This is a genomic window from Halopseudomonas xiamenensis, assembly GCF_014219065.1.
Lineage (GTDB): Bacteria > Pseudomonadota > Gammaproteobacteria > Pseudomonadales > Pseudomonadaceae > Halopseudomonas > Halopseudomonas xiamenensis.
The window spans coordinates 15,682-29,208 of the sequence record NZ_JACLGO010000022.1 but is presented as its reverse complement, the minus strand read 5'-3'; the positions used below and the strand labels follow the sequence as shown (position 1 = coordinate 29,208).

Below are 13,527 nucleotides of genomic sequence, written 5' to 3'. Positions count from 1 at the left end.
TGGATGAAGGTTATAGCGCCCAGCGCAATTGCGTGGGCAGGGGTGAAACTTTTTCCGGCTGTTCCGGATTGGCCGGTCTGGCCAGGACCCGGTCGAGTACCTGGGCTTCCAGTTGTGCCAGGCGGAAGGAGCCATGGGCACGTGGACGAGGTACGTCGATGGTCAGGTCCAGGCCGATCTCGCCTTCTTCGATCAGGATTACCCGATCAGCGACACTGACCGCTTCGCTGACATCATGGGTAACCAGCAGCACGGTAAAGCCGTGCTGCTGCCAGAGGCTTTCGATCAGTTGCTGCATCTCGATCCGGGTTAGTGCATCCAGCGCGCCGAGCGGTTCATCCAGCAACAACAGCCGCGGTTGGTGGATCAGGGCGCGGGCCAGCGCCACGCGCTGCTTCTGCCCACCGGACAGGGTCGCTGGCCACTGCCAGGCGCGGTCCGCCAGACCCACTGCCCTGAGGGCGTCGAATGCCCTGGGCCGCCAATCACCGCGCAGTCCCAGGCCGACATTGTCGATGACCTTTTTCCACGGCAGCAGCCGTGAATCCTGGAACATCAGCCGGGTATCGGCCCGGTTGTCGGCCAGCGGGGCGCCGCCGGCCAGCAGCGCTCCGCTGGTGGCCTGATCCAGCCCGGCCAGCAGCCGCAGCAGCGTGCTCTTGCCGCAGCCGCTACGACCGACGACGGCAACGAACTGGCCGGCAGGGATATCCAGGTCGATATTGTTCAATACCTGCAGATCACCGAAGGATTTGCTCAGCGTGCGGATCTTCAGTGCGGTGCCGTTGTTCTGCCGTGGTGGCTGTTGGGCGGTCATGCATTGGCTCCTTTTTTCTGGTAGGCCGGGTGCCAGCGCAGCCATAGCCGCTCCAGCAGCCGCGCGGCGGTGTCGGCCAGCTTGCCGAGCAGGGCGTACAGCACGATGGCCAGCACCACCACATCGGTTTGCAGGAATTCGCGGGCGTTCATCGCCAGATAGCCGATCCCGGAGCTGGCGGAAATGGTCTCGGCGACGATCAACGTCAGCCACATGAACCCCAGTGCGAAACGCAGACCAACCAGGATCGAGGGCAGGGCACCGGGCAGGATGACCTGCCAGAACAGGCTGAAGCCGGACAGCCCATAGCTGCGTGACATCTCCACCAACCCGGCATCGACGTTGCGGATGCCGTGGTAGGTATTGAGATAGATCGGGAACAGTGAGCCCAGTGCGACCAGAAAGACCTTTGCCGACTCGTCGATACCGAACCAGAGGATCACCAGTGGAATCAGCGCCAGATGGGGAATATTGCGGATCATCTGCACCGAGCTGTCGAGAAAGCGCTCGCCCCAGCGAGACAGGCCGGAAATGAAGCCCAACGCCAGCCCGAGCCCGCCGCCAATAGCCAGGCCGACCCCGGCGCGCCAGCTGCTGATGGCCAGGTGCGACCAGATTTCACCGCTGCTCAGCAGGGCCCAGCCGGCGCTCAATACGGCCGTAGGCGGGGGCAGGATGCGGCTGGACAGCCAGCCGCTGCTTACCAAAACCTGCCAGGCTGCCAATAGCAGCAAGGGCAATGCCCAGGGTGCCAATCTGTCCAGCCATTGATCGGAGGTCTTCATCGTCTCCCCCTCAACTCTGAGCTGCGGCTTTGGGCAGGATGTCGTTGGCCAGCATCTCACCGAACGGGCTGATGTATTGCTTGCCGCTCGGTTGTTCGGCTTGGACCAGCTGCAGATGCGGGAACAGCAGTTCGGCCACCCGGTAGGATTCCTCCAGATGTGGATAGCCAGAGAAGATGAAGGTATCGATACCGAGGTCGGCATACTCCTTCACGCGCGCCGCTACCGTCGGGCCATCACCGACCAGCGCCGTGCCGGCACCGCCGCGCACCAGGCCGACGCCGGCCCACAGGTTCGGGCTGACTTCCAGGTTGTCCTTGCTGCCGCCGTGCAGCGCCGCCATGCGCCGTTGACCCACCGAGTCGAAGCGTGCCAGTGATGCCTGGGCGCGACGGATAGTGTCCTCATCCAGGTGGGCGATCAGCTTGTCGGCGGCCTGCCAGGCTTCCTCGTTGGTTTCCCGCACAATCACATGCAGGCGGATGCCGAAGCGCACGCTACGGCCCTGTCTGGCGGCTTTTTCCCGCACCTGGGCGATCTTCTCGGCCACGGCGGCCGGTGGCTCGCCCCAGGTCAGGTATAGCTCGACCTGTTCGGCCGCCAGCTCCTGCGCGACATCGGACGAGCCGCCAAAGTACAGCGGCGGGCGTGGTTGCTGAACCGGCGGGAACAGCAGCTTGGCGCCTTTTACCTGAATATGCTTGCCGTCATAGTCCACGGTCTCGCCTTCCAGGACGCGGCGCCAGATGCGGGTGAACTCGACGGAGGCTTCGTAGCGTTCGGCGTGGCTGAGATTCAGGCCATCACCGGCCAATTCGTCCGGGTCGCCGCCGGTGACCAGGTTGAACAGGGCGCGACCATTGGACAGTCGATCCAGCGTGGCGGCCTGGCGCGCTGCGACTGTGGGGGAAATGATCCCCGGGCGCAGGGCGATCAGGAACTTCAGGCGCTGGGTGACCGGAATCAGCGAGGCAGCCACCAGCCAGGAATCCTCGCAGGAGCGTCCTGTGGGGATCAGCACTCCGCCGTAACCGAGTTTGTCAGCGGCCTGAGCGATCTGCTGCAGGTAGCTGTGGTCCACGGCGCGGGCGCCCTGGGTGGTGCCCAGGTAGCGGCCATCGCCGTGGGTAGGCAGGAACCAGAAGATATTCAGTGACATGTTTCGTTCTCCAGTTGTTGTGTGTGTCCGGGTGTCCTGGATTGCCACGCCCTTCGGGCTCGCAATGACGCAGTGGGGGGAACGTCATTGCGAGCTGCGCAGCAGCGTGGCAATCCATCGGCCCCAGGCCTCAAGGCACCTGTGCAGCTGCAATTTGTGGCGTCCAGATCACCTCGCTGATCTCCAGCTGTTTCGGAATCAGCTTGAGCGCATGGAAGGTATCTGCGATGTCCTGCTGCGCCTTGACCACCTCAGGGCTCAGCAGGCGTGTACCGTAGCTCTGGCGTTGAATGGCGATGCGGGTGATATCCGGGCTCAGGCCGATGACCGGGGCAATCTGTGCGGTGGCCTGGTCGAGGTTGTTCAGCGTCCACTGGCCGATGGCATCGATTTCCTCGATCAGGGCCTGGATCACCTCGGGGTTGGCTTGCGCATAGGCGCCGGTCGACAGATAGAACTGGTGGTTGCTGACCAGTCCGCTGCCGTCGATCAGGGTGCGGGCACCGATCTGTTGCTCGGCGGCGGCCTGGAAGGGGTCCCAGATGACCCAGGCATCCACCGAGCCGCGTTCGAATGCGGCGCGGGCATCAGCCGGGGGAAGGTAGATGGGCGTGATGTCAGTGATGCTCAGTCCGGCATCCTCCAGCGCGCGAACCAGCAGGTAATGCACATTCGAGCCCTTGTTCAAGGCAATTTTCTTGCCCTTGAGTTCGGCTACGCTCTGGATCGGCGAGTCTTTTGGCAGCAATATCGCTTCGCCGGTTGGCGCGGGCGGTTCATGGACAACGTAGAGCAGATCCGCGCCCGCCGCCTGGGCGAACACCGGCGGGGTTTCGCCTGTGGTGCCGAAATCGACAGCGCCGACGTTCAGACCTTCGAGCAATTGCGGGCCAGCGGGAAACTCCGTCCAGGTGACCTTCACGCCTTGCTCGGCAAGCCGCTGGTCAAGGGCGCCACTGGCCCGCAGCAGGGTCAGGGTGCCGTATTTCTGATAGCCGATACGCAGAGTGTCGGCGGTGACTTGTGTTACGGCGCCAAAGGCAAGGGCAGCGGTCAGGAATGCTGCCAATCCCCGGCGCAAAGTGACCTGTTTCATGGTCGTCTCCTTTGCGGTAGGTGTTGGTAGCCTGCTGACCCGTTGGCGGGAGAGTAAGGCGGGTGACCCGGATGGGTCGGTCAGGTGGTCAGATGCTCCAGCGAGCGTGAATCAAACGGTCATTCAGTACAGTCGGGTCAATCGGTGCCGGGCGCCGGGCCAGCGCCGCGACGAACTGCTCCAGCGCTTCGTCCAATCGCTCCAGCAGGCTTTCCTCGAACCGGGCTGGTTCGCCGTAGTGGATCAGGTTGTCGGTGGCGAATACGCCCTGCAGGGTTTCCTGGGCCTTGAGCGCCGCCAGCACCGGTTTCAGTGCATAGTCCACCGCCAGCATGTGGGCATGGGTGCCGCCGGTGGCAATCGGCAGCACCACCTTGTGCGCCAGTGCCCGCTCCGGCAGCAGGTCCAGCAGTACCTTGAGTGCGCCGGCGAAGGATGCCTTGTATACCGGGGTACCGACGATCAGTCCGTCGGCATGGCTGACCTGCTCACTGAAATGGCGGATCGCTGGGCTGTCGAAGCGGGCCAGCAGCAGGTCTGCCGGTTCGAACTGGTGGATATCGAAATGCACCCTTTCGACACCGCGTTGCTCAAGCCAACGCCCGGCTTGATCCAGCAGCAGGCCAGTGCGCGAGCGGAGGCTGGGACTGCCGCCAATGGTTACCACGAGCATGAAAGGCGTTCCTTGTGTTGATCAGTGCCGGGGACCTGGATATTCCCGGGTGAGGAAACATTAGCAGTGATCTTATATTGTTTAAAATCATTAATTTTCATTTTGTAATTCTATATTGTTCTAATACGGTTGTTGGTAAAGGGCGGTCAGGGCCTGGCCCTTGAGCAAGGCCAGTTCCGCTGCTCTACGGTCGCGGGGCCGGGGCACCGGAACATGCAATTCGCTGACGATCCGGCTGGGTTGCCCACCGAGGATCAGCACCCGGTCGCTCAGGTATACCGCTTCGTCCAGGTCGTGGGTTACCAGCAGTACACTGATGTCGTACTGGGCGGCGAGTTCTGTCACCAGATCCTGCAGCTTCATCCGGGTAAAGGCATCCACCGCACTGAACGGCTCGTCCAGCAGCAGTACCTGCGGCTTGCCATACAGTCCGCGGGCGATGGCCACGCGCTGGGCCATGCCGCCGGACAGCTGCTTGGGCAGCGCATCGCCGCGGCCTTCCAGCCCGACATCGCGCAGCAGCTGGCGTACCCAGCGCGCATCGGCCTTGTGCCCGTCGACGAAGCCGATATTCTCGGCGACATTGAGCCAGGGCATCAGCCGGGGCTCCTGGAACACCACACCAATCCCCGAGCTGGCGCCGAAGTCGAGCAATGGATTGCGTTCGAGCTGCCCCTGGTAGTGCCGGTCCAGCCCGGCGGCGATACGCAGCAGGGTGCTCTTGCCGCAGCCGCTGGGGCCGAGCAGGCTGACGATCTCGCCGCCGGCCAGTGCCAGGCTGACATCGTCCAGCACGGTCAGTTCGGCGAAGGATTTGCGGATATTGTGCAGACTCAGCAGGGCGCTCATGGTTTCTGCTCCTGTCCCGAGAAACTGTCCCGCCAGCGCAGCATGCGCTTTTCCACGTGCTTCAACAGACTGTCAGTCAGTTTGCCCATCAGGGCCAGGGTGATGATGGCCGTCAGCACCAGGTCGGGACGCGAGACCTCCCGCCCATCGGTGAGCAGATAGCCAATACCTTCCGTGGCTGCCAGCAACTCAGCGGCCACCACGCATAGCCACGCCATCGACAGGCCGTTGCGCAAGCCGGTGAAGAGATAAGGCAGGGCTGCCGGAAGCATGATTCGCTGCATCAGGGTCGTCTGGCTGAACCCGAGTTGGGTGCCTACTTCAACCAGTTTGCGGTCCACGTTACGCACTCCTGCCACCATGTTCATGTACACGGGGAAGAAGGAGCCTATGGCAATGAGAGTCACCTTGGAGACTTCGTCTATGCCGAGCCAGATCAACAGCAAGGGCACCCAGGCCAGACCCGGTACCGCCCGCAGGGCCTGGAAGCTGGGATCGAGGTATGCTTCGAGCCGCTGGCTCATGCCCACCAGGGTGCCCAGCAGTATCGCCAGCCCGGAACCTATGGCGAAGCCCAGCAGAACCCGCTGGGAACTGGCAAGGATATGGCTCCACAAGGGCCCGGCGGCCAGTTCATGGAAGGTCAGCACCAGTGTGCTCGGAGCCGGCATCAGGTGGGCTGGAATCCAGCCACTGTATACACAGATCTCCAGCAGGCCGAGGACGGCCAGTGGCAACAGCAAGCCGACGGGAGCGAAGCGTACCTGTCGTCTGGCCGGCCGCCACGCCGATGCCGGTCGCTCAAGGGATTGGCTGCGGGTGCTCATCGGGTCTTGCCTTCGACGATACCCTGGGCGATATCTGACGCCAGAAGCGATGCCAGAGTGGCCTCGGTGTCTGCGGTACGGCGCAGGATGTTGTCGGCTTTCAACAAGGGGATGATGGGCTCGATGGCAGCGAGATGCGCCTGGCCCGGTACCGGGCGACTGAAGTCGTAGCGCGCCAGTTGCAGGCGAATGACCTCCGCCGGCAGGCCGGTTTCGCGGGCTACCAGCTCCGCTGTCTGGTCCGGGTGATCGATGATCCACTGGCGCGCTCGCTCATAGGCGCGGAGGACGGTTGCCACCGTCTCTGGCTCGGTCTCCAGAACCCGTTCACTGGTATTCAGAAACGCGGCCAGGCCAAAGTCGGGATTGCGGTAGAGGAACCGGGCGCCGGCCGCCTCAGAAGCTGCCATATGCGGGTCCAGTCCGGCCCAGACGTCGACCCGGCCTTGCTCCAGCGCGGTTCGTCCTTCCGGATGTTGCAGATGCACGATTCGCACATCCTTTGAACTCAGGTTGTGGTGCTCCAGGGCGCGCAGCAGAAAGAAATAGGGATCGGTACCCTTGGTAGCGGCCACCCGTTTTCCGCGAATACTCTCAAATCCATCGATCTCCGACTGTTGTGGTATCACCAAGGCACTGGGCTCTGCCCACAGATAGCTGTAGACCGTCTTGACCGGTTGGCCGTTGGCGCGGCTGACGAAGGCGGAGATACTGGACGTCAAGGCGAACTGCGTGGCGCCGCTGTTGAGAAACTCCAGGGAGTTATTGCTGCCGCGGGACAGTATCCACTTCACATTTCTGCCCTGTTCGGAAAAATGCTCCTCCAGCCAGCCCTGATCGCGGATTACCAGGCTGGGTGGCGAGTAGTAGGCATAATCGAGGCTGACTTCACCGTTATTGCTGAGGGCGGGCAAGGGGGTTAAGGCAATGATGGCGGCGGCAAGGCGGCGACGCCAGGAGGACAGCTGCATGTAATGACTCCTTTCTTATATCGGTCGCATGGTTTCTCCTTCTTGAGGTCAAGTCAGGTAAAAGAACCGCCTGGTCGAAACCAGGCGGCAAAGTGGTCAAGCGGATTCTTTCAGGCAGTCTTGCGATTCGGCTGTGGCGTCAGGCGCAGGTACGGACGCACCGCACGGTAGCCGGCCGGGAAGCGCTGGCGGATTTCTTCCTCGTCCTGCAGCGATGGCACTATCACTACCTCGTCACCGTCCTTCCAGTTGCCCGGCGTGGCGACCTTGTGGTTGTCGGTCAGCTGCAGCGAATCGACCACGCGCAGGATCTCATCGAAATTGCGCCCGGTGCTGGCCGGGTAGGTGATGATCAGGCGCACCTTCTTGTTCGGGTCGATGACGAACAGCGAGCGTACGGTCAGGGTGTCGTTGGCATTCGGGTGGATCAGATCGTAGAGTTCGGACACCTTGCGGTCATGGTCGGCAATGATCGGGAAGCCGACGATGGTGTTCTGGGTCTCGTTGATGTCCTTGATCCATTCGATATGCGAGTCGACCGGGTCCACCGACAGGGCAATGGCCTTGACGTTGCGCTCGGCGAACTGGTCCTCGAGTTTGGCGGTCAGGCCCAGCTCGGTGGTGCATACCGGGGTGAAGTCGGCGGGGTGGGAAAACAGAATCCCCCAACTGTCACCCAGCCAGTCATGGAAACGGATAGTGCCGGCGCTGGAGTCCTGCTCGAAGTCCGGGGCGATATCGCCGAGTCTGATGCTCATGGTGCTCTCCTGATAATCTGTGGGGATGCCGCGCATGTCGGGCAATGAGGATCACTATGCATGACTGCTGATCGGGATAAAAAGAATAAATAGTGATTTTGTTATTTCTTTTGGTTATTTATGGCTACTGCTGGTGATAATAACTTAATTCCAAAAAAGTATTTACCTTTCTGTTTTTAGATTGTTTAGCTTTGTCAGACCGGATCACCGGACATATCGAGGCGCAGCCTCCCTTGTTCCTTGATCCGGCTGTGCCTCTGCGGCGAGACGGATCATCCCTGTCACGTTGTAGAGAGAAGTCATATGTCCACTCCAAGCAAGACCTCGCATCGGAAGCGTCGCGCACTGCTGACCTCCCTGTTCACTGCTGCCAGCCTGTTGCTGGCCGGCAGCGCCGCCGCCGACACTACGGTACGGATCGGTTTTCAGAAATCTTCCACCCTGATCACCCTGTTGCGCAGCCAGGGCACGCTTGAGCAGGTGCTGGGCGAGCAGGGCGTCAAGGTATCCTGGCATGAGTTCCCCAGTGGTCTGCCGCTGCTGGAAGCGCTGAACGTGGGCAACGTGGACTTTTCCGCTGATGTGGCGGATACCGTGCCGGTGTTTGCCCAGGCGGCTGGTGCGCGGCTGGTGTATGTCGCCCAAGAGGCGCCGTCCCCTACTGCCCAGGCGATCCTGGTGCATGGTGATTCCGGGATTGATGATCTGGCCGATCTCAAGGGCAAGCGTGTTGCTGTCACCAAGGCGGCGGGTAGCCACTACCTGCTGATCCAGGCGCTGAAAAAGGCTGGCCTGAGCTTTGCCGATATCCGCCCGTCCTACCTGACGCCCGCTGACGGACGTGCCGCCTTCGAAAACCGCAATGTGGATGCCTGGGTGGTCTGGGAACCCTTCCTGACCAGTGCACAGCGTCAGCTGAACCCGCGAATTCTGGCCGACGGCAGTGATGGACTGGCTGATTACCAGCGTTACTACCTGAGTTCGACAGGTTTTGCCCGGCAGCACCCGGAGATTGTCGCCACCCTCTTCGAGGAGCTGCGCAAGAGCGGCGAGTGGCTGCGGACCAATCCTGCTGCGGCTGCCGAAATCCTCGGGCCGCTGTGGGGTGGTCTGGACCCGGAAATCGTCGAGGTAGCCAACCGCAAGCGCAGCTATGAGGTACGCCTGGTGCAGCGTGACAGCCTGAGTGAGCAGCAGCGTATTGCTGACACTTTCCATGCCGAAGGACTGTTGCCGGTAAAAGTGAATGCCAATGATGTCGACATCTGGGCACCTTGAGGAGCGAGCATGCGTATTTCGAACGTTCCCTTGCAATCACCCCTTGAGGTGGCCCCGACCATCAATCCGCGCCTGCTGGCGCTGGATGACAACACCTGGCGCCAGGCCACGCTTTCCCTGACTGTACGGCTGGCCGAGAGCGCCGTACAGCGGGATCGGCAGGGTGGTTCGGCACAAGCAGAAAAGCAGCTGATTCGCCAGAGTGGACTGCTGCGCTTGAGCATTCCCCGGTACCTGGGTGGTTACGGCAGCTATTGGCCGGAGATCTACCGTACCACCCGCTATCTGGCGGCGGTGGACAGCTCGCTGGCCCACCTGTTCGCCTTCCACCATCTGCAGGTAGTGACCCTGCAACTGTTCGGCAGCGCGCAACAACAGCAGCAGTGGCTGAGTCGTACGGTGGAGCAGGATTGGTTCTGGGGTAATGCCACCAATGGTCGCGATACCAGCCTGCAGCTGCGCCGCGAAGAGGAACATTACCAGTTGCATGGCAGCAAGTCGTTCTGCTCCGGCGCATTGGGAGCTGACGTACTGATGGTCAGTGCGCCGCGTGGGCCGAGGCCGGAAGACCGGGTATTTCTGGTGGTACCGGCGCAGCGTGACGGCCTGCTGGTCAATGACGACTGGGATGGTTTCGGCCAACGCCAGACCGACAGCGGCACGGTGAACTTCGAAGGTGTGTTCGTCGACCCCAGCGATCTGCTGGAGCAGGGGTTGGGAACGGTACGGGCAAGTTTGCGTACCTGTTTCTCGCAACTGGTATTGGTACAGATCTATCTGGGTAATGCGGTGGGCGCGCTGGACTCCGCGGTGCGCTATATCCGTGAGCGGGCACGCAACTGGCCCGGTTCAACGGCAGAGAGCCCGACAGAGGACGCGCTTATCCAACTGCGTATGGGTGACCTGTGGACGCAGCTGCAGGCCGCCAGCGCATTGGCGGACCGGGCTGCAGAGCGCTTGCAGCAATTATGGGAAAGCGCCGAGCCGACTCCGCTGGAGCGCGGTGAACTGGCTCTGCAGATTGCCGAAGCCAAGTTGCTGTCGGCCCGCGCGGCGCTGGATATCACCAGTCAGGTGTTCGAAACCATGGGCGCCCGGGCGACCTCGGCCAGGTTTGGCTTCGATCGCTACTGGCGCAACGTGCGGGTACACACCCTGCATGACCCGCTGGATCACAAGCAGAAGGATATCGGCCGCTGGCTGCTGACTGGGGAACCTCCTGCGCCCTCGGTCTACAGCTGATGGCTCAGACGGGTGCCGAACAGTTCTTGCTCGGCACGGCCCTGGCTTAGCGCGCCGCAGTTGAGAGTCACAAAGGGGCCGGCTCGCTGGCTGACACTATGCAGCTGGCGGGCGAGCAACTCCTTGCCGGTGCCGGTTTCGCCCTGAATCAGTACGGCCAGTGAAGCGGCACCCAGGCGTTCCAGTTCGGCATGCAGGCGCTGCGAGGCGGGATCAACGAAGACCAGGGCCTTGGCGCGCACACTCAACGGGCCGGGTGCGCAGTGCTCGAGCGTCAGTAGATTGTTGGCGGTTGGATAGGTGGTCATGGCCATTCCGTGCAATGGGTCAGGCGCGCTGACGCCGGTGTTCCTCGATACGGCTCTGCAATTGATACAGGTGCGCGAAGCCGTCCTCCCAGCGGGTATAGCCGGCCGCCGTATTGATATGGCCAGCCTGGTCGAGGATCACCGTCTGGCTGCCCCAGTCGCTGCCCAGCTCCAGGGTGCGCGGCTGGCTGGCGGCGTGGTCGTTGCTCGAACCCACCAGCACACTGGGAAAACCCAGGTGCCGGCGCGGTATCGGTGCGAAGTTGCGCAGCGGCGCGGCGCAGTTGTCGCGTTCTACATCCGCCGGTGCCACCAGCAGCGCGCCGCGTACCTGGGCATGCAATGCCGGTGTTGTGGTGGTGGCCCAGTGGGCAACGGTGATGCAGCCCAGGCTGTGGGCGATCAGTACCACGGGGGTGGGCTCGGCGGCGATGCTGTTTTCAAGCTCGGTTACCCAGTCACCCCGTTGCGGATGCTGCCAGTTTGCCTGTTCCACCCGCTGGGCGTTGGGCAGCAACTGCTGCCAGTGCGTTTGCCAATGGTCGGGGCCGGAGCCCTGCCAGCCTGGCAGGATGAGATAGCGGATCAATTCATCATGCATGGTATTGCCTCGTACAAGAGAAAATTTGGCTGTTGCCAAGCGCGGCGTTGTTTTCTACCTCGCGTTGTCATCCTTACCTCATCCCGTCATCCTTATCTCACCCCTTCATCCTTACCTCACCCCGTCATCCTTCGCGAAGGCGAAGGATCCACCGGCCACTCTGGGGTCACCCGCACCCTGGATCCTTCGCCTTCGCGAAGGATGACGGATATGCGCCTCCGCGAAGGATGACGGGGTATGGAGCTGAGTGAACAGCATTACGGCTTACGCCGAGGATGACGTTCCAGCCCGGGCTCCAGGAGCCCCGTCTCGGGGCGCTTGGGGGCTCCGCCCGCCTGTTACAGCAGGGTAAAGGTGTAGTTGACGATGGCGCGAAGCTCATCGCGGTCGCGCTGTACTTCGCTGCGCAGACTGGCATGTCGCAGAGAAAAGCCGACATCCTTGAACAAGCCGTCCTGCACGGTGTAATCGACACGCAGGTCGCGTTCCCGCTCGGTATCGCGAACACCGGCGGCGGTATCGATGTCCTTGCCGCGCAGATAGGTTGCGGTGGTTTTCAGCCCGGGAAGACCGGCATTGGCGAAATCGTAGCCGTAGCGCGCCAGCCAGGTTTTCTCGCCGGCGCGTTCGAACTTGCCGATCTGTGAATCGGTGATCAGGTAGGCGGTGGCACCGTCGCCATTGTTGATGAACGGGAAGTTGCTGTCGCCGCTCAGACGCTGGTAGCCCAAGCCGAGGTTGTGGCCGCTGTGCCCGTAGCTGAACAGGATGCTGCTGGCGCGGTTGTCGACTTTTGCACCATAGCCGGCATCCCGATCATCATTGGCGCCATGGGCATTGCTGTCGAAATGGCGCAGGTCAGTGCTCAGCTTGCCGCCGCCGAGGTTGATGTGATGTACCGCACCTACGTAATGCTGGCGATAATAGTCTTCCAGCTCGCCAAAATAGTAGCTGGCGGTCAGGTTGTCGGTGACCCGGTAATCGCCACCGGCAAAGCGGAACTGGTCGACCCGCTCGGTACCGCCGGCAATGCGCAGCTCCTCATAGTCGGTTGAGGCCCGGCCCTTGGCCTTGCTGATCTGGCCTGCGGTCAGGCTCAGACGGTCGATATCGTTGGAACTCAGCTGGCCGCCGCGGAAGGTCTGCGGCAACAGGCGGCCGTCGTTCAGCGTCAGTACCGGCAGTTTGGGGTGCAAGGTGCCATATTTCAGTTCGGTTCTGGAGACTTTTGCCTTGGCGGTGAAGTCGATGCGGCTGAACTCGGGTACGGCACTGCCATCATCCTCAACCGGGAACACTATGCCCGGGTCGCGGCTGCGTCCGGCCTTGCCCTGGCGCCCGCCCGAGTCCAGACGGATGCCCGCCTGGCCGAATGCGTCCAGCCCCAGGCCAACCGGGCCCTGGGTATATCCCGATCTGAAATCCAGCACGAAGCCCTGGCCCCATTCCTCTGCTTTGGAGGGGGAGGCGGTGCCACTGCGATTGTCCTGGTTGATATAGAAGTTGCGCAGGCCCAGGGTAGCCGAGGCGCCTTCGACGAAACCGTCAGCGGCAGAGGCCTGCGTCGGTAGGGTTATGCTGAGAATGCCAGTGGCCACTGCGCCGGCAAGCAGAGGGTATTTCATGGTTCAAGCTCCGTTCATGTGTTGACGATGCGTCATCCGGCTCTGCGTGGTCGAGTGGCACCCTGACGTAGAGCTGTAACATAAACGACAAGCGTATTTTTAAAAAAGAATAAAAACGAATTTATTTATTCTTTTTTAGTATAAGTGTGGTGCAATGGCTCTACTGGGGAGAAGGGGCAGGCCCGAACCATCTGTCCATGCTCTGGCGGGTGCGATTCTTGACGTCCTCGGTGACATACATGGACACCGTGGCCAGGGCCGCAGCGAGTACGCCAAGATCATCGGTATAACCGATCACGGCGGCAAAGTCGGGAATGGCATCCAGCGGGAAGATGAAATAACCCAGTGCGCCGTAGATGGCGGTCCTGGCCCAGCGCGGTGTATCCGGGCTTTGCGCCGCGTAGAACAGCCAGAGGGCCTTTTCCACCACTTCCCGGCCGGCCACTGTGGCGTAACGGGTGAGCTTCCGGCGCAGGCCGGTTGCGCTGTAGGCTGTGGCGTAGCCCTGCGGTCGGAATTTCATGAGCGGGTCTCCCAT

15 protein-coding genes are annotated in these 13,527 nt (G+C 61.9%); 2 read left to right on the top strand and 13 right to left on the bottom strand.

All coding sequences use genetic code 11. The annotated features are described in order from the left end of the window. Window positions 1-10: 10 nt before the first annotated feature. The 9 genes from ssuB to H6X51_RS14255 all read right to left on the bottom strand — a co-directional run bounded on the left by ssuB (window position 11) and on the right by H6X51_RS14255 (window position 7,935). Window positions 11-817: an aliphatic sulfonates ABC transporter ATP-binding protein gene (gene ssuB, locus H6X51_RS14295; RefSeq protein WP_185268183.1), complete on the bottom strand. Its 807-nt coding sequence runs from the start codon at window positions 815-817 to the stop codon at window positions 11-13. Beyond that, window positions 814-1,602 carry an aliphatic sulfonate ABC transporter permease SsuC gene (ssuC, locus tag H6X51_RS14290; protein WP_185268182.1) on the bottom strand — a complete coding sequence of 263 codons (789 nt, stop codon included), beginning with the start codon at window positions 1,600-1,602 and terminating at the stop codon, window positions 814-816. Before ssuC ends, ssuB begins: the two co-directional genes overlap by 4 nt. 10 nt (window positions 1,603-1,612) lie before the next feature. Further along, window positions 1,613-2,761 (bottom strand): FMNH2-dependent alkanesulfonate monooxygenase, encoded by a 1,149-nt coding sequence (gene ssuD / locus H6X51_RS14285; protein ID WP_185268181.1) that lies wholly within the window; start codon window positions 2,759-2,761, stop codon window positions 1,613-1,615. Between the two features lie 130 nt (window positions 2,762-2,891). After that, on the bottom strand, window positions 2,892-3,857 hold the full coding sequence (locus tag H6X51_RS14280; RefSeq protein WP_185268180.1) for a sulfonate ABC transporter substrate-binding protein: 966 nt from the start codon (window positions 3,855-3,857) through the stop codon (window positions 2,892-2,894). Between the two features lie 88 nt (window positions 3,858-3,945). Further along, window positions 3,946-4,530 (bottom strand): NADPH-dependent FMN reductase, encoded by a 585-nt coding sequence (gene ssuE / locus H6X51_RS14275; protein WP_185268179.1) that lies wholly within the window; start codon window positions 4,528-4,530, stop codon window positions 3,946-3,948. Window positions 4,531-4,650: 120 nt separating this feature from the next. After that, the gene (locus tag H6X51_RS14270; protein ID WP_185268178.1) at window positions 4,651-5,379 is read right to left on the bottom strand and encodes an ABC transporter ATP-binding protein; all 729 of its coding nucleotides are present in this window, start codon (window positions 5,377-5,379) and stop codon (window positions 4,651-4,653) included. Next, window positions 5,376-6,206 (bottom strand): ABC transporter permease, encoded by an 831-nt coding sequence (locus H6X51_RS14265; protein WP_185268177.1) that lies wholly within the window; start codon window positions 6,204-6,206, stop codon window positions 5,376-5,378. Before H6X51_RS14265 ends, H6X51_RS14270 begins: the two co-directional genes overlap by 4 nt. Further along, window positions 6,203-7,177, bottom strand: a complete 975-nt coding sequence (locus tag H6X51_RS14260; RefSeq protein WP_185268176.1) for an aliphatic sulfonate ABC transporter substrate-binding protein — start codon at window positions 7,175-7,177, stop codon at window positions 6,203-6,205. The genes H6X51_RS14265 and H6X51_RS14260 overlap by 4 nt, the downstream gene beginning before the upstream one ends. Before the next feature lie 110 nt (window positions 7,178-7,287). Further along, the gene (locus H6X51_RS14255; protein ID WP_185268175.1) at window positions 7,288-7,935 is read right to left on the bottom strand and encodes a peroxiredoxin; all 648 of its coding nucleotides are present in this window, start codon (window positions 7,933-7,935) and stop codon (window positions 7,288-7,290) included. 303 nt (window positions 7,936-8,238) lie between these two features. Between H6X51_RS14255 and H6X51_RS14250 the strand changes: the two genes are divergently transcribed. Continuing rightward, window positions 8,239-9,213 carry an aliphatic sulfonate ABC transporter substrate-binding protein gene (locus tag H6X51_RS14250; RefSeq protein WP_185268174.1) on the top strand — a complete coding sequence of 325 codons (975 nt, stop codon included), beginning with the start codon at window positions 8,239-8,241 and terminating at the stop codon, window positions 9,211-9,213. A 9-nt stretch (window positions 9,214-9,222) separates the two neighbouring features. Continuing rightward, window positions 9,223-10,455, top strand: coding sequence for an acyl-CoA dehydrogenase family protein (locus H6X51_RS14245; protein WP_185268173.1), 1,233 nt, complete (start codon window positions 9,223-9,225; stop codon window positions 10,453-10,455). Here the strand turns inward: H6X51_RS14245 and H6X51_RS14240 are convergent. From H6X51_RS14240 to H6X51_RS14225, 4 genes are all read right to left on the bottom strand, one after another. After that, window positions 10,446-10,763: a sigma 54-interacting transcriptional regulator gene (locus H6X51_RS14240; RefSeq protein WP_185268172.1), complete on the bottom strand. Its 318-nt coding sequence runs from the start codon at window positions 10,761-10,763 to the stop codon at window positions 10,446-10,448. The genes H6X51_RS14245 and H6X51_RS14240 overlap by 10 nt on opposite strands. 19 nt (window positions 10,764-10,782) lie before the next feature. Further along, window positions 10,783-11,364, bottom strand: a complete 582-nt coding sequence (locus H6X51_RS14235) for an RBBP9/YdeN family alpha/beta hydrolase (RefSeq protein WP_185268171.1) — start codon at window positions 11,362-11,364, stop codon at window positions 10,783-10,785. A 338-nt stretch (window positions 11,365-11,702) separates the two neighbouring features. Further along, window positions 11,703-12,989: an OprD family porin gene (locus H6X51_RS14230; RefSeq protein ID WP_185268170.1), complete on the bottom strand. Its 1,287-nt coding sequence runs from the start codon at window positions 12,987-12,989 to the stop codon at window positions 11,703-11,705. 160 nt (window positions 12,990-13,149) lie between these two features. After that, complete coding sequence (locus H6X51_RS14225; RefSeq protein WP_185268169.1) at window positions 13,150-13,512, bottom strand: YkvA family protein; 363 nt, start codon at window positions 13,510-13,512, stop codon at window positions 13,150-13,152. Between the last annotated feature and the right edge of the window lie 15 nt (window positions 13,513-13,527).

Coding starts and splice junctions, on each gene's coding strand:
- H6X51_RS14270 (WP_185268178.1), bottom strand. CDS start 5,379: ATGAGCGCCCTGCTGAGTCTGCACAATATCCGCAAATCCTTCGCCGAA.
- H6X51_RS14265 (WP_185268177.1), bottom strand. CDS start 6,206: ATGAGCACCCGCAGCCAATCCCTTGAGCGACCGGCATCGGCGTGGCGG.
- ssuE (WP_185268179.1), bottom strand. CDS start 4,530: ATGCTCGTGGTAACCATTGGCGGCAGTCCCAGCCTCCGCTCGCGCACT.
- H6X51_RS14240 (WP_185268172.1), bottom strand. CDS start 10,763: ATGACCACCTATCCAACCGCCAACAATCTACTGACGCTCGAGCACTGC.
- ssuD (WP_185268181.1), bottom strand. CDS start 2,761: ATGTCACTGAATATCTTCTGGTTCCTGCCTACCCACGGCGATGGCCGC.
- ssuC (WP_185268182.1), bottom strand. CDS start 1,602: ATGAAGACCTCCGATCAATGGCTGGACAGATTGGCACCCTGGGCATTG.
- H6X51_RS14255 (WP_185268175.1), bottom strand. CDS start 7,935: ATGAGCATCAGACTCGGCGATATCGCCCCGGACTTCGAGCAGGACTCC.
- ssuB (WP_185268183.1), bottom strand. CDS start 817: ATGACCGCCCAACAGCCACCACGGCAGAACAACGGCACCGCACTGAAG.
- H6X51_RS14250 (WP_185268174.1), top strand. CDS start 8,239: ATGTCCACTCCAAGCAAGACCTCGCATCGGAAGCGTCGCGCACTGCTG.
- H6X51_RS14260 (WP_185268176.1), bottom strand. CDS start 7,177: ATGCAGCTGTCCTCCTGGCGTCGCCGCCTTGCCGCCGCCATCATTGCC.
- H6X51_RS14225 (WP_185268169.1), bottom strand. CDS start 13,512: ATGAAATTCCGACCGCAGGGCTACGCCACAGCCTACAGCGCAACCGGC.
- H6X51_RS14280 (WP_185268180.1), bottom strand. CDS start 3,857: ATGAAACAGGTCACTTTGCGCCGGGGATTGGCAGCATTCCTGACCGCT.
- H6X51_RS14235 (WP_185268171.1), bottom strand. CDS start 11,364: ATGCATGATGAATTGATCCGCTATCTCATCCTGCCAGGCTGGCAGGGC.
- H6X51_RS14230 (WP_185268170.1), bottom strand. CDS start 12,989: ATGAAATACCCTCTGCTTGCCGGCGCAGTGGCCACTGGCATTCTCAGC.
- H6X51_RS14245 (WP_185268173.1), top strand. CDS start 9,223: ATGCGTATTTCGAACGTTCCCTTGCAATCACCCCTTGAGGTGGCCCCG.